Below are 16,197 nucleotides of genomic sequence, written 5' to 3' on the forward strand. Positions count from 1 at the left end.
CAGGTTGCTCAAAACACTGTTTTGAGGTTGCAGACGGAAGCTGACATAGTTTAAAGAGATTTTCGAAGAGTATTAAGTCGTATAAATCGTTGAAGCTGTCGCAATGGTATGCCACTGGTTGGCTGTTGTGGCTGCGAAGTCCTTGTCTGCGTAGAAGTCAGTAAATGGTAAGATTTCCACTTCTAGCTCATCGATACGGTCCAGCTGACCTGCCAGATAAGCCTCGATGCGGCTTTCTGCTCGCTTGATGCGTTGCAAGAGCCCGCCCATACGGATATCAACCGTATCCAAGCCAAAGACCTTGTTTTCCTTCAACCATTGATGACTAAAGAGGTCATGGAAGTCTTCAATCTCGCTTCTGAGTTTTGGTAATTCTTGTCTGGCGATTTCTTGCAAGCTTTCTTTATCACCTTCTTGGTAAGCCTGACGAATGCGCCGGCCCACATCGACTTTGCTACTTAAAATCTGATTCAACTGGGCCTGAGTTTCAAAGAGGTAGGCATAGTTGCCAGCTTTTTCTTTAATGTCAGCAAGAATCTCAGCTGTCTGAGCGAAGTGGGGCTTGTCCTGTTCAGGTGTCATATGTCGGTCAAGGATCGGACAGAGAACATCCTGATAAAAGACATAGCGGTTAGGATTGATCCCGCTGAGATTACCTGGTAGGTCTGGTAAAAGGTTGGCAAGGTCAATCTGCATAAAATCTTCAACCGATAGACCTGTATTGGTCTGGAAATGAGCAGACAAACGGTCTAAGTCATTGCGGTAGCTGAGTTCTGCCCAGATTTGCAGGCTTGGTAGGATAGAGAATTGGGCTGTTTCCCCACCATTATCCCCCCAACCAGTTACGATGACTTGTTTAATATCATTGGTACGACAAGCTTTATTGGCTTCAATAGCGATGAGACGGCTGAAATGGTTATTGGGTGTGAAACCAATCCACTTCCAAGCACCTCCTGCAAATGCAAGGTCATGGCTAATCTTGTGATGGTTGCGGAAGTTGCGATTGTATTTTTCCTCGCTATCCTGATAATAGTCCCAGTAAACCAAGGTCACACGATCTTTGAGGCGGTCTAGGTAGACACGAGTTTCTTCTGGAATTTCCACATCACGGTCGTACTGGCCATCTGCTGACATGAGTTTGAAGAACATATCGCTCCACATCTGGCAGTGGAAACCATATTTGTCAGCAATATCCAGCACGTGCTCCAAGTGTTGGCACATGAGGAGACTACGGTCCACAACACCGTTGAGAATCAAGTAGCGTCCCAAACCAACCAAGTGGGCTTCGTCCATCCCGATATTGACCTTGCGAGTTTGTAGTTTAGACAGAGTAGCAAACATGCCGTCAATCAGGTCATAAACCTTTTCTTCGCCGATAAGAAGGATATCCTCCACATCACGGAGTTCCTGCACTTCCTTGACACCCCATTTGACGAAGGCTGACAAGTGGGCCAAGGTCTGGATGCAAGGTACAAAGGTCATATAAAACTGCTGGGCATAGGCTTCTATTTCCTGCAATTCCTCAGCTGAGTAGGCTCCACGGAAATAGCCAAAGTAAGGCTGCCCTTCAATCTGGTAAGTGTCTTCCATGTAGAGTTCAAAGGTTGAGTAGCCCATGAGAGCCAAGACCTCAATCATCTGCTTGGCAGCAGCCACATTCAGCACTGCATTTCGAGAACAGTCTGCCATATAAGCCAAATCTTCATAAGCTGCTTGTTCTCCAATCTCTACCTTGTCACCTTCTGCTAGAGCTGTTACCAACAAGGACAAGGCACGATAAAGTTGGTGGGGTTTGCGGTAAGTTAGTTGATAGTGGCCACCCTCACCCTTGATAGAGATAGAGGCTTGGTCAGACTGAGCGACAGCTACTTCCACATCTGGTAGAGAAATGTGCTTTGTCAGCAAGTCGATTGCCTGAATTTGTTTGGAACTAATTCCTGTAAATCTTACCATTGGTTTTCCTCCTGTAGCCAGTTGACAAGGGCACCGTAGAGATTGGCATCTGCGTGATAGGTGCAGGCCTGGATAACAGGTGCGACTGTGTATTCTTCGTAGGTATCGACAAAATAATCAACAGCCTTCTTGACACCTTGAATAAAATCTGGATTTTGACTGATAGAGCCTCCCAGGCTAATGACATCTGGATCAATAAGATATTGGATATTGAGCAAACCTTGCGCCATATTACGATTCATGCGCTCGATAGCTTCTTGACAAAGGGTATTGCCTGCTGCAGCCTCTTGGTAAACCTTGCGGCCGTCCCAGTCAGTCTGACCAGATTTTTCAATCACGTAGCGCACCATATTCCCAGTTGACGCTAGTTGCGACCAGTTGTTGAGCTTTTCAGCAGGGGCAAGGGTTGTCATGTAGCCAAATTCTCCACCCAGGCCGTGGCGACCTCGATGAAGTCTACCATTGATAATCATGGCTCCGCCAATCCCTGTCCCAATCACGACACAGGCTGCATTTTCAAGTTCTGGATGAGCCAGTAATTCACTGAGTCCAACGCAGTTGGCATCATTTTCTAGATGGACAGGAATCTGATAAGAGCTAAGCGCCTCATACCAAGAAAATCCGTGAATGTAGGGCACCGCACTGAAGCCATCAATCACACCTGTCTCTTGATTGACCGCGCCTGGAACGCTCATCGCAATCCCACTGTAATACTGTTCTGACAAGCGCTGGTCTAACCAAGCTAGTAAATCCTCCAAACTTTCAGGCGTTGGAATGCTTGTCTTATTCAGTATTTTCCCATCAGGAGTCAGACTGGCAAACTTAATCCCAGTCCCTCCGATATCAATCGTTGCAATGGTCATTGTTTTTACCATAAAAAGGGGCAAATCAGCAGTTAGTTCTTACCTTTTCGCCCCTCCTTTCTCTTTATGTTTACTTTTTGAAATTAAATTTCTTCTTTTTTGATGAATTCTGTACGAATCTCTTGTGGTGAAATGAGGCCTCTATGAACTGGGTATGGTCGTTCAAGTAGGTCAAGAAAGAGATGTTGGCTTTCCGGTACACGTACATTTTCACTACACATATTGTAGTAACGAAGAACATAGCCTTCTTCATTTTCAGATACCTTAAAGGCTGTTGGACAGATTTGCGGTATGCTGAGAACAGAATGGCTCAAGAGGCTACCAGTCGCAGCCACGCTTCCTTCTTGTTTAGCAAGCTGAAGGCTGGTAAATGGTGTCTGCAAGGCTTTAGCACGACGATAGGCTGAAAAGCGTTCTTGGACTTGGTGGCATTCAAGCGCAAACTCGACTTCAAACTCACGCAAGCATTGTGCTTCTGGTGTTGGGAAGTAACCCCAGTCACCTAGCTCACCTGACGCACGCAGAATGGTCACTGCAATAGTGTCGTCCCCAAGGATTTCGTATTCATTCAATCCCTTGTTGGATACAGTCACACCTTTTTCATCGTCATACAGACTAACAAAGGCTTGTTGGTGTTGAGGATTTTCAGGATTTTCCCATGAAGCTGCTGGTTTGTTTGGTCGTGTCACTACCTCATAAATGCTTTCAGAATCATTACTTGAACGCTTGTTGTGAGTCTTGACCAAGAGACGGATACGGTGGTCTTTGGCAGTGTTAGTAAAGCGAGTCTTGCAACGGATTTGTGGATTATCAACGAAGATAGTCATCTCAGTTTCAAGAGGAATGCTTGTCAATTCTTCTGAACGTCCAGCTTCACGCTTCATAAACTCGATGATGCCTTTTTGCTCTTCTTCTAGCTTTTCATCTGCACTGACAGGCACGGTCAATTCATGTTTGAGCAAAATCTTAGCGTAGCGAGCTGTGTTTTCCAAGACCTCGTAGCCCTTAAGCTCTGCATAGATTGGCTCTGTTCCTTTTGGTTGGAAATAGATATACTCGTTTCCGATGTCACCACGGTCTTCGAAGCGGATAAAATCTTCATAGGCTTCGTGAGTTGTCTTGTCATAGACTGTGATATTGTCATCCACACTCACCGTTACAAATGGCGTATCAATTACTCCATTTTGGTAAATACCGTCACGGTGTTCTTGTTCTCCTTCCAGCAATTGGAAGGTTGTCCAAGAAAGCGGTGCTAGATGAACTGGAATGGTCACGCGCACTTGTCGAGCGATACGAGCTTGGCGGAACTTATCTTTTGGTAAATCGTACTCAAAATTAGCTCCGAGGTCTTCGATTTTAGCCTCTACAGGACGACCATCCAAGTCCTCCACACGATAACTTGGCAAGGTTAAGGCAGCCATCTTCTTGTATCCCTCTGTTGGGTGCAATTCCTTGAAATCACAAGTCGCCACATCAATCACTGTGCTGACAGTATCGACCTTATCATGCAGGCCTGTGTTAATGACAGTAAAGAGATAATCACTTTGAGCCTTAGCTGTAGCGATTTTACCCTTCCATTCGTTAAGAAGATTGCTCTTAACAAAGTTTCCGACTTGGTTAACCTTGGCAAAACGAGTTTCCATCTCGCGGTGAACTTCGTCCACGCTACAGCCACAGATGCTATCATGCGGCGCATTTTGCAAAAGAGTTTTCCAAGCATAGGTCAACTGGTCCTTGTGGTTATGACCCCCAGTGATAATAGTCAAGGGTTCTACAACTTGCTCTAGGAGGTTGCTATTTTCTTGGAAGGCTTGTTTGAGATAAATACGAGATGAAGAAGTGTTGGCAAGTGTGTACCAGCCGTCTGTTTCCTGACTGGTCAACTCACCTGTAACCGTTGATAATTGCTCTGGTAGGGCACTTTCCACAGCTTGAACATATTCATCAAAAGAACTATGAACAAAGGTTACATCTGGGAAGAGTTCATTTGCCACACGAATGGCTTCACTCAAATTTTTCTGGACAGGCTGATGGTCACAGCCGTTCATCATCAACCACTGGTTGGTCGAAGCATAGTCACGCACGTCTGCCAGTTTTTGTTTCCAGAAGGTCAAGGCCTCGTCTTTATCAACTGGGATTTCATTCCCATTACTATACCAGTTGGCAAAGAGGATACCGAGGACACGACTTCCGTCCGCACCCTGCCAGTACATTTCTGAAAACTGGGAAGTAAACTGCTCATCTTCGAGAACTTGGTTGTCAAATCCAATCGGTTTCACACCACGACCAAAGGCTGCCACGTGAATGCCTGATTTTTGAAGGATTTGAGGAGCTTGTCCCATATTTCCAAAAGTATCTGGGAAGTAACCAATCTGAGTGGATTTGCCCCATTTTGCAGCTTCTTGCTGACCAATCAAGGTATTGCGGACATTGGCTTCACTTGAAATCAAGTAGTCATCTTGCAAGATGTAAAAAGGACCAATTTTAAGTTTGCCTTCGTCGATGTATCGTTGGACTTTGTCGCGATTTTCAGGGCGAATCTCCAAGTAGTCATCAAGGACAATGGTTTGACCATCCAAGTGGAAGCTCTTGAACTCAGGGTCATTTTCAAAGAGATCAAAGAGATTGTCAAATAATTCCACCAACTGCATACGGTGGCTTTCAAAAGGCAAGTACCACTCACGATCCCAGTGACTATGTGAGATAATATGTACGACAACATTTTCCATGAAGTAAAACCTCATTCTAAATTTAAATTTTTATTGTTAACGTTTTTGGATGTAAGATTTGTGATTCTTTCCAAGAATCAGTGAAGCGAAGGCGAGCTCCTTATACTCAATGAAAATCAAAGAGCAAACTAGGAAGCTAGCCGCAGGTTGCTCAAAGCAAAGCTTTGAGGTTGCAGATAAAGCTGACGTGGTTTGAAGAGATTTTCGAAGAGTATTAGCGAATATCCAAGTAATCCAAGACCAACTCACAGAACATCATGTTGGCCCAAGAGAACCATTCACGAGAATAAAGAGTTGGGTCATCTACGTGGAAGCTTTCATGCATAACACCAGTACCACCATCGCAAGCAACCAGCTGATCCAGTAAGAATTTCTTCTCTGCTTTATCTGTCGTTGTCAAGCCTTGGATAGACAGAGCGATTGGCCAGATATAGCGATAGAAGGTATGAGAACTTCCGAGACCGCTAGCGTATTCTCCTTGGTAGAAATATGGATTTTCAGGGCTCAAAATGGTACGACGAGTTGCTTGATACACTTCATCATCGACCGAACAGTAACCCAGATAAGGTGCAGCCAGCAGACTTGGTACGTTTGGATCATCCATGATGCTGGCATTTCCTAGACCATCCACTTCAAAGGCATAAATCTTTTCGCCCTTGCTGTTGCTTGTGTAGGCGTAGTTTTCGATCCCTTCTTGGATCTCCGCTTTGAGACGCTTAGCATCATCAATAACACTCTCGCTATCAGCTAGGTCTAGTTCTGCAAAGATTTCTTGAACATACCCCAAAACAACAACTGCAAACATATTGGACGGAATCAAGTAACTATACTGACAACAGTCATCGCTCGGACGAAAGGCTGACCAGGTCATACCTGTCACTGCAAAGTCAGGGCCAAATCCATCATTTACCAAGGTGTCTTCCTTGCGGTCCGTATCCCGGACAAAACGATAAGGAGAGTTCTTGTGGTCTTGTTCCACTGTCCACAGATGAAGAATTTCCTTGGTCGCTGCGACAAAAGTCTCATCAAACTGACTAGTCTCGCCAGTCTCTTTCCAGAGGAGATAAGCCAGTTGCAAAGGATAGCAAAGCGAGTCTACCTCATACTTGCGCTCCCAAATCCAGCCATTAAGGTCAGTATGGTCAGTCTCGTGGTGCCCCTTCCAGTTCTCCTCAATGTTGAAAGAATTGGCATAAGGATCCTTGAGTACCAAGGTCATCTGACGTTTGACCAAACCTGCAATGGTCTGACGCAGAAAGGTATCTCTTTTGGCCACATGCAGGTAGGGTCTGAGTTGGGCTGTCGAATCTCGAAGCCACATGGCAGGAATATCCCCAGTCAAGACAAAAGTTGAACCATCTTCTAGGATTTCAACCGTATTGTCCAAGGTGTCTGTATAGCAACGCTCAAAGACATCCACCCACTCCGGATGGTCCTTGGCCCGCTCTGCTACTTCATCCAGCCAATCTCTAACAATTTCTTTTGAATAAATCATCGTGCAGTATCCTCTTTCAAACAAGTTTCATTTTCAGTATATAGCTTTTGAGACAGAAAATACATACACAAATGATAGTCATTTTTCTACAAAATAGTTATCTTTGAAACTCCTTTTCTAAAGGCTATCTTTTTCTGATATAATGTAGAAAAACAGCTAAAGGAAAGACTATGAAACCACTACTTGAAACCATCGATACCCGCTTTGGAACTGCCAGCAAGCATGCCTTTTCTCGGGGAAATACCCTGCCATACACAGGCGTGCCTTTTGGGATGAATTACTTTGTACCCCAGACCAGTGACCAGGAGGGCTCTTGGTTTTTCGATCCACATCTGCCTATCTTTCAGGGGATTCGATTAACTCACCAGCCCAGTCCTTGGATTGGAGACTACTCTTGGCTCCTTCTAACACCTGTCACAGGCCAACTGGGCGGAGACAGTCTCTTTCATCGCCAATCTTCCTATGATATGGATAAAGCCTCTTTCCAACCTCATTATCTGAAGATTTTCTCCCTGCGCTATCAGATTGAAAGCCAGCTCACACCGACTTGCTACGGTGCTTCTATTCGTTTGGAGCAAAAGCAAGGAAAAGCTCTCTCCCTCTATCTCCACGCAGCAGATGAACTGACCGTAGAGCAAGTAGATAAGCGGAATCTTGCCCTGCGACAAGAAGGAAAAACTGAAACCAACAAAAATCCACTAACGATGTTCACTGTCCTGCAAATGAATACGGATATCCTTGCTATCAGCCAAGAAGGTGGAGACTGGCGAATCGACCTGGCAGATAGTCATGCTGAAATTCAGCTAGGGACTTCTTTCATCTCTCCTTCTCAAGCTCTGCTTAATCTACCTCAAGAAGATTTTGAAGGCTGTAAAGCAAGTGCCCAAGCGGATTGGGAAAATCTCCTCCATCGTTTTGACATTATAGAGACAGGAGAAGCTAACCGAACCTTCTTTGACCACTGTCTCTACAGACTCTTCCTCTTTCCTCAGACTTTTTATGAGGTTGATGAATCAGGGCAAGCCATCCACAAAGATTTGGCTACTGGAACTGTAAAGCCCGGTGTCCTCTTTAGCAATAATGGTTTCTGGGATACCTTCCGCACCACATTCCCCCTCTTTGCCCTTATCATACCGGAACACTACCACCGCTTCTTAGAAGGATTTCTCAATAACTACCGCGATACTGGTTTCCTTCCAAAATGGCTGGCTCCAGATGAACGGGGTATGATGCCAGGTACACTTATAGACGGTATTATCGCCGATAGCGCCTGCAAGGACATGGCTCCCGACTTGGAAGAAGAACTCCTTCAAGCCATGCTTGAAACAGCCAGCAAGTCCGACCCTCTCGGCATCAATGGTCGTCACGGACTAGCCCAATACCAAGAACTGGGCTACCTCTCTACCGACCACCACGAAAGCGTCAGCCACACCCTAGACTATGCCTATAGCGATTTTTGTATCGCTAGCTGTGCTGAAAAACTAGGGAAAATAGAAATCGCTGAAACCTACAAGGCCGCATCACAAAATTACCGCTATCTATTTGACGCTGAGACAGGTTACATACGAGCGTGTGATGGTCAAGGCAACTTCCGTCCTGACTTCTCTCCTTATGGTTGGGGACGCGACTATGCCGAATGCTCTGCCATTCAAGCAACTTTAGGCGTCCTCCATGACATCCCAGACTTAATCCAGCTTATGGGTGGAAAAGAAGCCTTTAGCAACTATCTTTTGAAAACCTGTCAAGATGCTCCCCTCTTTGAGACAACAGGCTATGGCTACGAGATTCACGAAATGAGCGAGATGGCTACCGCTCCTTTTGGGCAACTCGCCATTTCCAACCAACCTAGCTTCCACATTCCTTATCTATTCCGTTACAGCAACTACCCTTACTACACTGCCCTTCTCATCAAGACGCTCCGTCAGAAAGCTTTTCACCCAAGTTGGGAAGCCTATCCTGGCGATGAAGACAATGGTAGTCTCTCTGCTTGGTACATCTGGTCAGCTCTCGGATTTTATCCGACCTGTCCAGGAAAACCAAGCTATGATCTCGGAATCCCTCTCTTTGACCACCTCCGAGTCTATCTCGCTAAAGAAGATAAATGGCTAGATATTCATACTGAGCAAAACCACAGCCATTTTAACTTTGTAAAAGAATGCCGACTGGATAAAACACTCGTATCAACTATTCAACACCAAAACCTCTTAAAAGCTGAACAACTAACCTTTATACTTAGCTGGCTACCAAGTCATCGCTAAATAATAAAAAATCTGCAATCCCCAAGATTATCCACAATCTGTGAATAACTATCCCAAACTGTGCTTAACTCTTGAGTTTCAGCAATTAAAACTACTTTATAATCCTCAAAAGTTACTAAATTGGTCACACAAATAAGAATTATCACTAAAATAATCAGAAGTTATCCACACTTATCCACAACCTGTTAGTAACTTTTATGAATAGCTAAGACCTATCTCTCACGAACACTAAAAAGAGCCTGACTCCAGGCTCTTTAGTCTATTATTTCTTCTCAGCACGGAGGGCTGACAAGATTTGTGTACGGATATCATCCACACCATTTGGCGTATTTGGTAAAAAGATCGTTTGATTTCCTTTAGAAGCAAAGGTATTTAAGGTATCCAAATACTGGTTGGTCAAGAGGATAGACATGATTTGCTCTTCTGTCATACCAACATTGGCTTCCTTGAGTTCTGTGATAGACTCTGCCAATCCATCCACAATCGCCTTACGTTGTTGGGCAATCCCCACACCATGAAGGCGGTCTTTTTCTGCTTCGGCTTCAGCTGCAGTGACGATTTTAATCTTGTCTGCTTCCGCCAATTCTTGCGCTGCGACCCGCTTACGTTGCGCCGCATTGATTTCATTCATGGATTGCTTGACTTCTGCATCTGGTTCGACCTTAGTAATCAAGGTTTTCACAATAATATAACCGTAAGTAGTCATTTCTTCCGCCACTTGGTGTTGAACTTCGAGGGCAATCTCATCTTTTTTCTCAAACAATTCATCTAAGGTTAATTTGGGAACAGAAGAGCGAAGAGCATCTTCGATATAAGATTTAATCTGAGATTCTGGACGCATGAGTTTATAGTAGGCATCTGTCACGCTCTGCTCATTGACACGGTACTGAGTCGCCACATTCATCATAACGAACACATTATCCTTGGTTTTAGTCTCAACAACAATATCACTTTGCAACAAGCGCAACTGAATCCGCGCTGCAATCGAGTCAATTCCAAAAGGCAAGCGAATGTGAATACCGCTATTGGCAACCTTTTGGTATTTCCCAAAGCGTTCAATAATCGCCACCGACTGCTGACGAACTACATAAACTGTACTCAGTGTGACTATCACCAATAGGAGTACACAAACCACCAAAAAAATCATCAAAAATGTTGCCATTATCGTGACCTCCATCATTATTTTTCCTGTATTATAGCACATTTAAAGAAGGCTGTGCAGTTTTTACTGCGATTTTTCCTGAAATGTCAATAATTAGAGGTGAATTGTCACATTGTCGTCTGATTTCTTGCTAAACCAACTGGTAAAGAATTAGGTCTACCATGCTAGTTCTTTCTAACTCCGTTGATTATCAACATACTATCTAAACTTTACAAGTCGTGGACAAAGAAACGAAACAAGTATTCGTGAGAGGAGGTGAAACTAATGAACCTTGCCACAGAGCTCGTTCTTACTATTATAGCGGATGTCATAGCAGGAATTATCTTGTATTTCGTCTGCAAATGGCTAGATGGTAAGAAGTAGACCGAGTGACTAGCCTATCAACACCCGTTAAATCTCTAAGATACGTCAAAAAAGCCCTTAACTACTGGCATAGTTAGGGGCTTTGGTGTTCTAATGAACCTTGTCCGTTAAAATCATTCTAACATACAAGCCCCGATATTTCAAGAGTTTTATTTATTTTTTTAAAGCGCCTTATATATCTGAAAGATCTATCATGAAGTTAGCCATCTAGTACCCAAAAACCGACTAGCTCCTATGATCTAGTCGGTTTCTCATCAATGTGCCAACATTTCTTGGGCGATTTCTTGGCCAGATAGGTTATCTGGGTAGTAGGTTGGCCAGTTATCCATTTCTTCAAAGAGGGCTTCTTGGCTTGTGCCTCCAAAGAAGATATGGAAATGTTCTGCCTTAACTGGGGCGATATTATGGTCACTAAACTGAACATACTTGAATTGTCCAGCATCAGCATCTGTCGCTTCAAAGAGGAAACGCACACCACGATTGCCTTTCTTATAAGTCAAGATTTTCTTACCAACATACTTGTAGGTGAATTTCTTACTTTGTCCACCTTGAACAAATTCCATAGTGTTATCAGTGATATTAATCTTAGTTACATCTGTCTGATAGCCTTTTGTATAGTAGGCCTTGTACTCAGCCTGAGTCATCTTACCAGTCAACTTAGCCTTATAGTCAAAGACCTGATCCAAAGTTCCATCTTCAAGGAAAGGATAAACTGACTGCCAATTACCTGCATAGTCACTCAAGGTGCGGTCCTTGACAGCTGTATCTTCAAAATAACCATTTTGAACTGTCTTGGTATCCTCTGCCTTTTCAGGCTCGATTGCTGGGCCTTCTTGGTCTGTTGTTTGTTTTAGAGCCTTGAGATTTTTCTCCATCACGGAAATGTAGTTTTCTCCAGCCTTGGTATCCTCTTCTGTCAGACTTTCTAAAGGATTAAGGACATCTGTTTTGACACCTGCTTCTTTTGAAAGTGTGTTAGCAAGGGCTTGTGAGGCATTTTCTTCAAAATAGATATAGGCGATTTTATTTTTCTTAACGTACTCTGTCAATTCCGCCAAGCGAGCAGCTGATGGCTCTGCATCTGGAGAGAGGCCTGAAATTGCGACTTGTTTGAGTCCATAGTCCAAGGCAAGGTAGTTAAAAGCTGCGTGTTGCGTTACAAAGCTCTTTTGTTTGGCTTGAGACAAGCCTTCTGTGTAGGCTTTATCCAAGGCTTGCAATTTTTCAATATAGGCAGCAGCATTCTTATCAAAGGTCTCTTTTTTATCAGGATAATCTGCTGATAAGCTATCACGGATATGCTCTACTAGTTTAATGGCACGAACTGGTGATAACCAAACATGGGGATCGAACTCATGGTGATGACCTTCTTCTCCATGGTCATGCTCTCCCTCTTCTTCCTCGCTACCTGGTAAGAGCAACATATCGCCTGTCGCCTTGATGGTTTTCACCTTTTTCTTATCCAAGGTATCTAGCAATTTAGGAACCCATGTTTCCATGTTTTCATTTTCATAAACGAAGGTATCTGCATCTTGGATTTTGGCAACTGCCTTGGCAGACGGTTCATATTCATGGGGTTCTGTACCAGCACCGATGAGGAGTTCTACATTAGCCGTATCTCCTGCGACTTGCTTGGTAAATTCATAGACAGGGTAAAAGGTTGTCACGATATTTAGTTTGCCATCTGCCTGCTTTTGATTGGAACAAGCCACTAAAAACAAGGCACATAGACTGGCTAGCAATAAGCTAATTTTTTTCACGTTAGTCTCCTATTTGATAAAACGTCTTACTAAACTGATGAGTAAAAAAACAGTTACAAAAATAATGGTAATACTTGCACTTGCAGGTGTTTCTGCATAGTAGGAAATGTAAAGTCCTGCTACCATTCCCAAAAATCCAATAGCACTGGCAAGCAGCATAACCGATTTAAAGTTTTTCCCCAGACGCAGGGCAATACTAGCTGGCAAGACCATAATGGTCGATACCAAAAGAGCTCCCGCAGCAGGAATCATAAGTGCAATGGCCACCCCCGTCACCATGTTAAAAAGAATGGACATGGTACGAACTGGCAAGCCATCCACAAAGGCCGTATCCTCATCAAAGGTCAAGATATACATTGGACGAAGGAAGAGGAAGGTCAAAATCAAAACAACCGCCGCAATGACAAAGAGGGAAATAACCTGCTCTTCACTGATAGTCACGATTGAACCAAAAAGATACTGGTCCAAACTCATTGAACTCGAGCTTTTACCCTTGCTCATGACAATCAGAGAAACAGCCAGACCTGTTGACATGAGGATAGCTGTCCCGATTTCCATAAAGCTCTTGTAAACCGTACGGAGATACTCCAAAAAGACCGCCGCAATCAAGACAATGGCAATAGTGGAAATAGTCGGAGAAATCCCCAGAACCAAACCAAAAGCTACACCCGAAAGCGAGACGTGGCTGAGAGTATCACTCATCAAACTCTGACGACGCAAGATAAGGAAGGTTCCCAATACCGGCGAGAAAAGACTCATGGCAATAACGGCCAGAAAGGCACGCTGCATAAAGTCATAAGATAATAAACTAAGCATGGCCTACCTCCTGATCATTTTCATGAACGTTGAAACAACGCCATGGTGAGTCTTGGTTACGGACTAGATGAATATTGCGGTCCGCATAATCCTTAACTTCTTCAGGATCATGGGTAATCATCAAAACAGCCTTGCCGTGATGATGGGCGCTGTGGTGCATGAGTTCGTAAAATTCATTTTTACTTCCTGCATCCATCCCCGTTGTCGGCTCATCTAGGATAAACACATCTGGGTCAGAAGCAAACATACGCGCAATCACCGCTCGCTGCTTTTGCCCCCCAGATAGAGAACCCAAGCGTTTGTCTCTGTGTTCCCACATGCCAACTGAGTCCAGACTAGCCTTGATATGCTCCTCATCATGAGCATTCAAACGACGGAACCAACCTTTTCGCGGATAGCGACCCGACTTGACAAACTCATAAACCGTACTTGGAAAACCAGCATTAAAACTGGCAATCTGTTGAGGAAGATAGGCTATTCTCAATTTCTTACCCTGCGTATTTGTCTTTGAAATAGTCACCTTTCCAATGCGTGGCTGAAGGATTCCAAGACTGGCCTTAATCAGTGTCGTCTTAGCTGCCCCATTCTCCCCTGTCAAGGTAACAAATTCCCCACTATCAACACTATAATTGATATGTTCAAGAACAGGCTCCTTATCATAATAGAAGGATAAATCCTCTACCGTAATGTATCTCATTATTTGATTTCTCCTACTAAAGCAGTCAAAAACCGCTGAATCACTTTTTGTTCATTTGGAGTAAACTGAGTCGCCACTTGTTCATAAGTTAAAAGTGTATGCTCATGGTGATGATGGTGCTCCTCAGCGATTGGACGAGCCAAATCAGTCAACTGGTAAAAAATCACACGCGCATCCTTAGGATCTTTAGATGTTTCTAACATCCCTTCCTTAACCAGAGATTTAATGGCCTTGGTAACCGCCGCCTGACTGACATTGAGGCGACGAGCCAACTCTGAATTGGTTAAAGATTCCTCCGACAAGAGCATGAGGATATGCTCCTGGGTATTGGTCAGAGCTACCTCGCTAGTACAATGACCTATTAGAATTTCATGCTGATTTTCCGCCTGCAAAATCACCTCATTTAAAAAAGCATCGATATCCTTCGCTAGCTGTCTCATATCTGACTCCTTTCCTTTTGGACTTCTCTTTTTTAAGAGAAAAATACTATTCTTTGAAAAATTATTTACTGGTTAATTATATCACAACCAAAAAAAGAGTCAAGAAAAAACGTGAAAACCAGTTTCATTCTTGAACTCTTCTATATATTATTATCTATTTGAATGTCTTGACATCTCCATCATAAGTCGCCCAATCTTTGCTGAAAAAGCGTTCATTCAGATGGTAAGTCGGAGCTGGCGTGGGATTGGATAGGAAAGGATCAACTGCCTTATCAAAAGCAAGCCAACCCAACCAACCTAGGTGAATGGTATCCTTAACAAAATAAGGATCCCCTCCATTTTTTGAAAAGTCAGCAATATTAGTGAAACCTTGACTTTCTAATTGGTAACGAATTTTCTCCACTGCATGCTGGTACATATCTTCTCTGAGCCCTGTGTAGTCCATCCATTTCTTATTGACAGGCTGGATGACAAAGAGGACATTAACTTTCGATTTTGCAAATTGATTGAGAACCAACTGTAAATCATTATATTCAGATGATTTTAGGAAACTGTAATTCTTTTGATACCCTTCCCATTTTTTCAAATCCTTCTTAACCTCTCTCGTATAGAAATGATTTTCCATCCCCATATCATTATTGGTCGTATTGGCTTCTGCATCCTTTCGAGCAATTTTTTCTAACTCTTGGTAAGAAAATTGATCTGGAAGATCTTTTAAATAATTTTCCACATGTTCCTTATATTTGAGTTTTCCTCTAATGGAGAACTGACCAAATAGAGAAGCCTGTCTCTCATTGAATCGGGCAAAAATATTAATAGCAACCTGATCAACCTCTGATAATTCTTCACCCTTTGACAGTTTTTGAACAATGCCTTTTAATGCAACATTAGGATTCTGCTTTAACAATCGAATAGCCGCATGCTTTGCAGCAGTGTCACCAGATTGATTCTCCAGAAAAGCTGTCAATTGGTCACTGTTAAAAAATCTCTGAAACGCTGCGGGTTCATAATCAGCCTCCGTAAACCACTGAGGCGAAATTACAAATACTGCCTGCTTATCCTCTATTTCTGGCAAAATTTGCTGTAGGCCAAAATATTGATTTAGAGAGGCTGCTCCTGCTTGACCTAAAAAGTAAGGACGATAGGGACGATGGTATTTCTCGGCTAAAACAGCTGGATGGACACTATCAAATCGAATCCATTCACTGGACCCTAGAAAAGGAATAAAACGCATATTTGGATCTGTAAGAGCCCTTACTTTTTGGCTTCTCTCTTTAAAACTCTCTACACTAACAGAAGCCGCCGAATATTTCTCCTCCGTCAGATTATGGCTTGTTGTACTTGGATAAAAAAAGATGAGTAGAAGAACCAAAAATCCAGCTATGAAGATAGGCCCAAAGATTAACCATAAGCGTTTAAGCATTTTGTAGCTCCACAATACCAGCTATGATTTTATTGGCTGTATTCCAGTCGTCGCGACCAAACTCTGTAACAGGGACACGAATATCAAAACGGTTTTCAATCTCCACAATCAACTCAACCGTTCCCATACTATCCAAGACACCTGCATCAAAAAGATCTTCATCCATCATGTCAGAAACATCTTCCATAAACAACTCATCAATAATTTCAATAACTTCTGATTTGATATCCATTTTTTA

The 16,197-nt window shown here is 43.3% G+C and carries 12 protein-coding genes; 1 reads left to right on the plus strand and 11 read right to left on the minus strand.

The annotated features are described in order from the left end of the window. Nucleotides 1-72: 72 nt before the first annotated feature. The 4 genes from HMPREF2628_RS01345 to HMPREF2628_RS01360 form a co-directional block, all read right to left on the minus strand. Nucleotides 73-1,953 (minus strand): beta-N-acetylhexosaminidase, encoded by a 1,881-nt coding sequence (locus tag HMPREF2628_RS01345; RefSeq protein WP_070842109.1) that lies wholly within the window; start codon nt 1,951-1,953, stop codon nt 73-75. Further along, a complete protein-coding gene (locus HMPREF2628_RS01350; RefSeq protein ID WP_070842151.1) occupies nt 1,947-2,816 on the minus strand; it encodes an ROK family protein in 870 nt (289 codons plus the stop codon). The genes HMPREF2628_RS01345 and HMPREF2628_RS01350 overlap by 7 nt, the downstream gene beginning before the upstream one ends. Nucleotides 2,817-2,899: 83 nt before the next feature. Continuing rightward, nucleotides 2,900-5,545, minus strand: a complete 2,646-nt coding sequence (locus HMPREF2628_RS01355) for an alpha-mannosidase (RefSeq protein ID WP_049491178.1) — start codon at nt 5,543-5,545, stop codon at nt 2,900-2,902. Between the two features lie 214 nt (nt 5,546-5,759). Continuing rightward, on the minus strand, nt 5,760-7,040 hold the full coding sequence (locus HMPREF2628_RS01360; protein WP_061589659.1) for a glycoside hydrolase family 125 protein: 1,281 nt from the start codon (nt 7,038-7,040) through the stop codon (nt 5,760-5,762). Nucleotides 7,041-7,210: 170 nt separating this feature from the next. Here HMPREF2628_RS01360 and HMPREF2628_RS01365 point away from each other — a divergent pair, with 170 nt between their 5' ends. Continuing rightward, nucleotides 7,211-9,298, plus strand: a complete 2,088-nt coding sequence (locus HMPREF2628_RS01365; protein ID WP_061589660.1) for a GH92 family glycosyl hydrolase — start codon at nt 7,211-7,213, stop codon at nt 9,296-9,298. Nucleotides 9,299-9,560: 262 nt separating this feature from the next. On the opposite strand, the gene HMPREF2628_RS01370 is transcribed toward HMPREF2628_RS01365, so the two are convergent. The 7 genes from HMPREF2628_RS01370 to dltC all read right to left on the minus strand — a co-directional run bounded on the left by HMPREF2628_RS01370 (nt 9,561) and on the right by dltC (nt 16,191). Further along, entirely contained in the window at nt 9,561-10,445 is an 885-nt protein-coding gene (locus HMPREF2628_RS01370) for an SPFH domain-containing protein (protein ID WP_049552687.1), read from the minus strand. A 632-nt stretch (nt 10,446-11,077) separates the two neighbouring features. Beyond that, nucleotides 11,078-12,583, minus strand: coding sequence for a zinc ABC transporter substrate-binding lipoprotein AdcA (adcA, locus tag HMPREF2628_RS01375; RefSeq protein ID WP_070842110.1), 1,506 nt, complete (start codon nt 12,581-12,583; stop codon nt 11,078-11,080). Nucleotides 12,584-12,592: 9 nt separating this feature from the next. Continuing rightward, entirely contained in the window at nt 12,593-13,399 is an 807-nt protein-coding gene (locus HMPREF2628_RS01380; protein ID WP_000950030.1) for a metal ABC transporter permease, read from the minus strand. Then, nucleotides 13,392-14,096 carry a metal ABC transporter ATP-binding protein gene (locus HMPREF2628_RS01385; protein ID WP_001269496.1) on the minus strand — a complete coding sequence of 235 codons (705 nt, stop codon included), beginning with the start codon at nt 14,094-14,096 and terminating at the stop codon, nt 13,392-13,394. Before HMPREF2628_RS01385 ends, HMPREF2628_RS01380 begins: the two co-directional genes overlap by 8 nt. After that, nucleotides 14,096-14,536: a zinc-dependent transcriptional regulator AdcR gene (gene adcR / locus HMPREF2628_RS01390; protein ID WP_001249308.1), complete on the minus strand. Its 441-nt coding sequence runs from the start codon at nt 14,534-14,536 to the stop codon at nt 14,096-14,098. Before adcR ends, HMPREF2628_RS01385 begins: the two co-directional genes overlap by 1 nt. 154 nt (nt 14,537-14,690) lie before the next feature. Continuing rightward, nucleotides 14,691-15,959 carry a D-alanyl-lipoteichoic acid biosynthesis protein DltD gene (gene dltD, locus HMPREF2628_RS01395; RefSeq protein WP_049491172.1) on the minus strand — a complete coding sequence of 423 codons (1,269 nt, stop codon included), beginning with the start codon at nt 15,957-15,959 and terminating at the stop codon, nt 14,691-14,693. Then, nucleotides 15,952-16,191 (minus strand): D-alanine--poly(phosphoribitol) ligase subunit DltC, encoded by a 240-nt coding sequence (dltC, locus tag HMPREF2628_RS01400; RefSeq protein ID WP_000351967.1) that lies wholly within the window; start codon nt 16,189-16,191, stop codon nt 15,952-15,954. The genes dltD and dltC overlap by 8 nt, the downstream gene beginning before the upstream one ends. Between the last annotated feature and the right edge of the window lie 6 nt (nt 16,192-16,197).

It is taken from the genome of Streptococcus sp. HMSC063B03, from assembly GCF_001836965.1.
Taxonomy (GTDB): domain Bacteria; phylum Bacillota; class Bacilli; order Lactobacillales; family Streptococcaceae; genus Streptococcus; species Streptococcus pneumoniae_F.

Excerpts from the sequence above, each read along its gene's own strand:
- dltD (WP_049491172.1), bottom strand. The coding sequence starts at position 15,959 with ATGCTTAAACGCTTATGGTTAATCTTTGGGCCTATCTTCATAGCTGGA.
- HMPREF2628_RS01385 (WP_001269496.1), bottom strand. The coding sequence starts at position 14,096 with ATGAGATACATTACGGTAGAGGATTTATCCTTCTATTATGATAAGGAG.
- HMPREF2628_RS01345 (WP_070842109.1), bottom strand. The coding sequence starts at position 1,953 with ATGGTAAGATTTACAGGAATTAGTTCCAAACAAATTCAGGCAATCGAC.
- dltC (WP_000351967.1), bottom strand. The coding sequence starts at position 16,191 with ATGGATATCAAATCAGAAGTTATTGAAATTATTGATGAGTTGTTTATG.
- HMPREF2628_RS01350 (WP_070842151.1), bottom strand. The coding sequence starts at position 2,816 with ATGACCATTGCAACGATTGATATCGGAGGGACTGGGATTAAGTTTGCC.
- HMPREF2628_RS01355 (WP_049491178.1), bottom strand. The coding sequence starts at position 5,545 with ATGGAAAATGTTGTCGTACATATTATCTCACATAGTCACTGGGATCGT.
- adcR (WP_001249308.1), bottom strand. The coding sequence starts at position 14,536 with ATGAGACAGCTAGCGAAGGATATCGATGCTTTTTTAAATGAGGTGATT.
- HMPREF2628_RS01365 (WP_061589660.1), top strand. The coding sequence starts at position 7,211 with ATGAAACCACTACTTGAAACCATCGATACCCGCTTTGGAACTGCCAGC.
- HMPREF2628_RS01380 (WP_000950030.1), bottom strand. The coding sequence starts at position 13,399 with ATGCTTAGTTTATTATCTTATGACTTTATGCAGCGTGCCTTTCTGGCC.
- HMPREF2628_RS01370 (WP_049552687.1), bottom strand. The coding sequence starts at position 10,445 with ATGATTTTTTTGGTGGTTTGTGTACTCCTATTGGTGATAGTCACACTG.
- HMPREF2628_RS01360 (WP_061589659.1), bottom strand. The coding sequence starts at position 7,040 with ATGATTTATTCAAAAGAAATTGTTAGAGATTGGCTGGATGAAGTAGCA.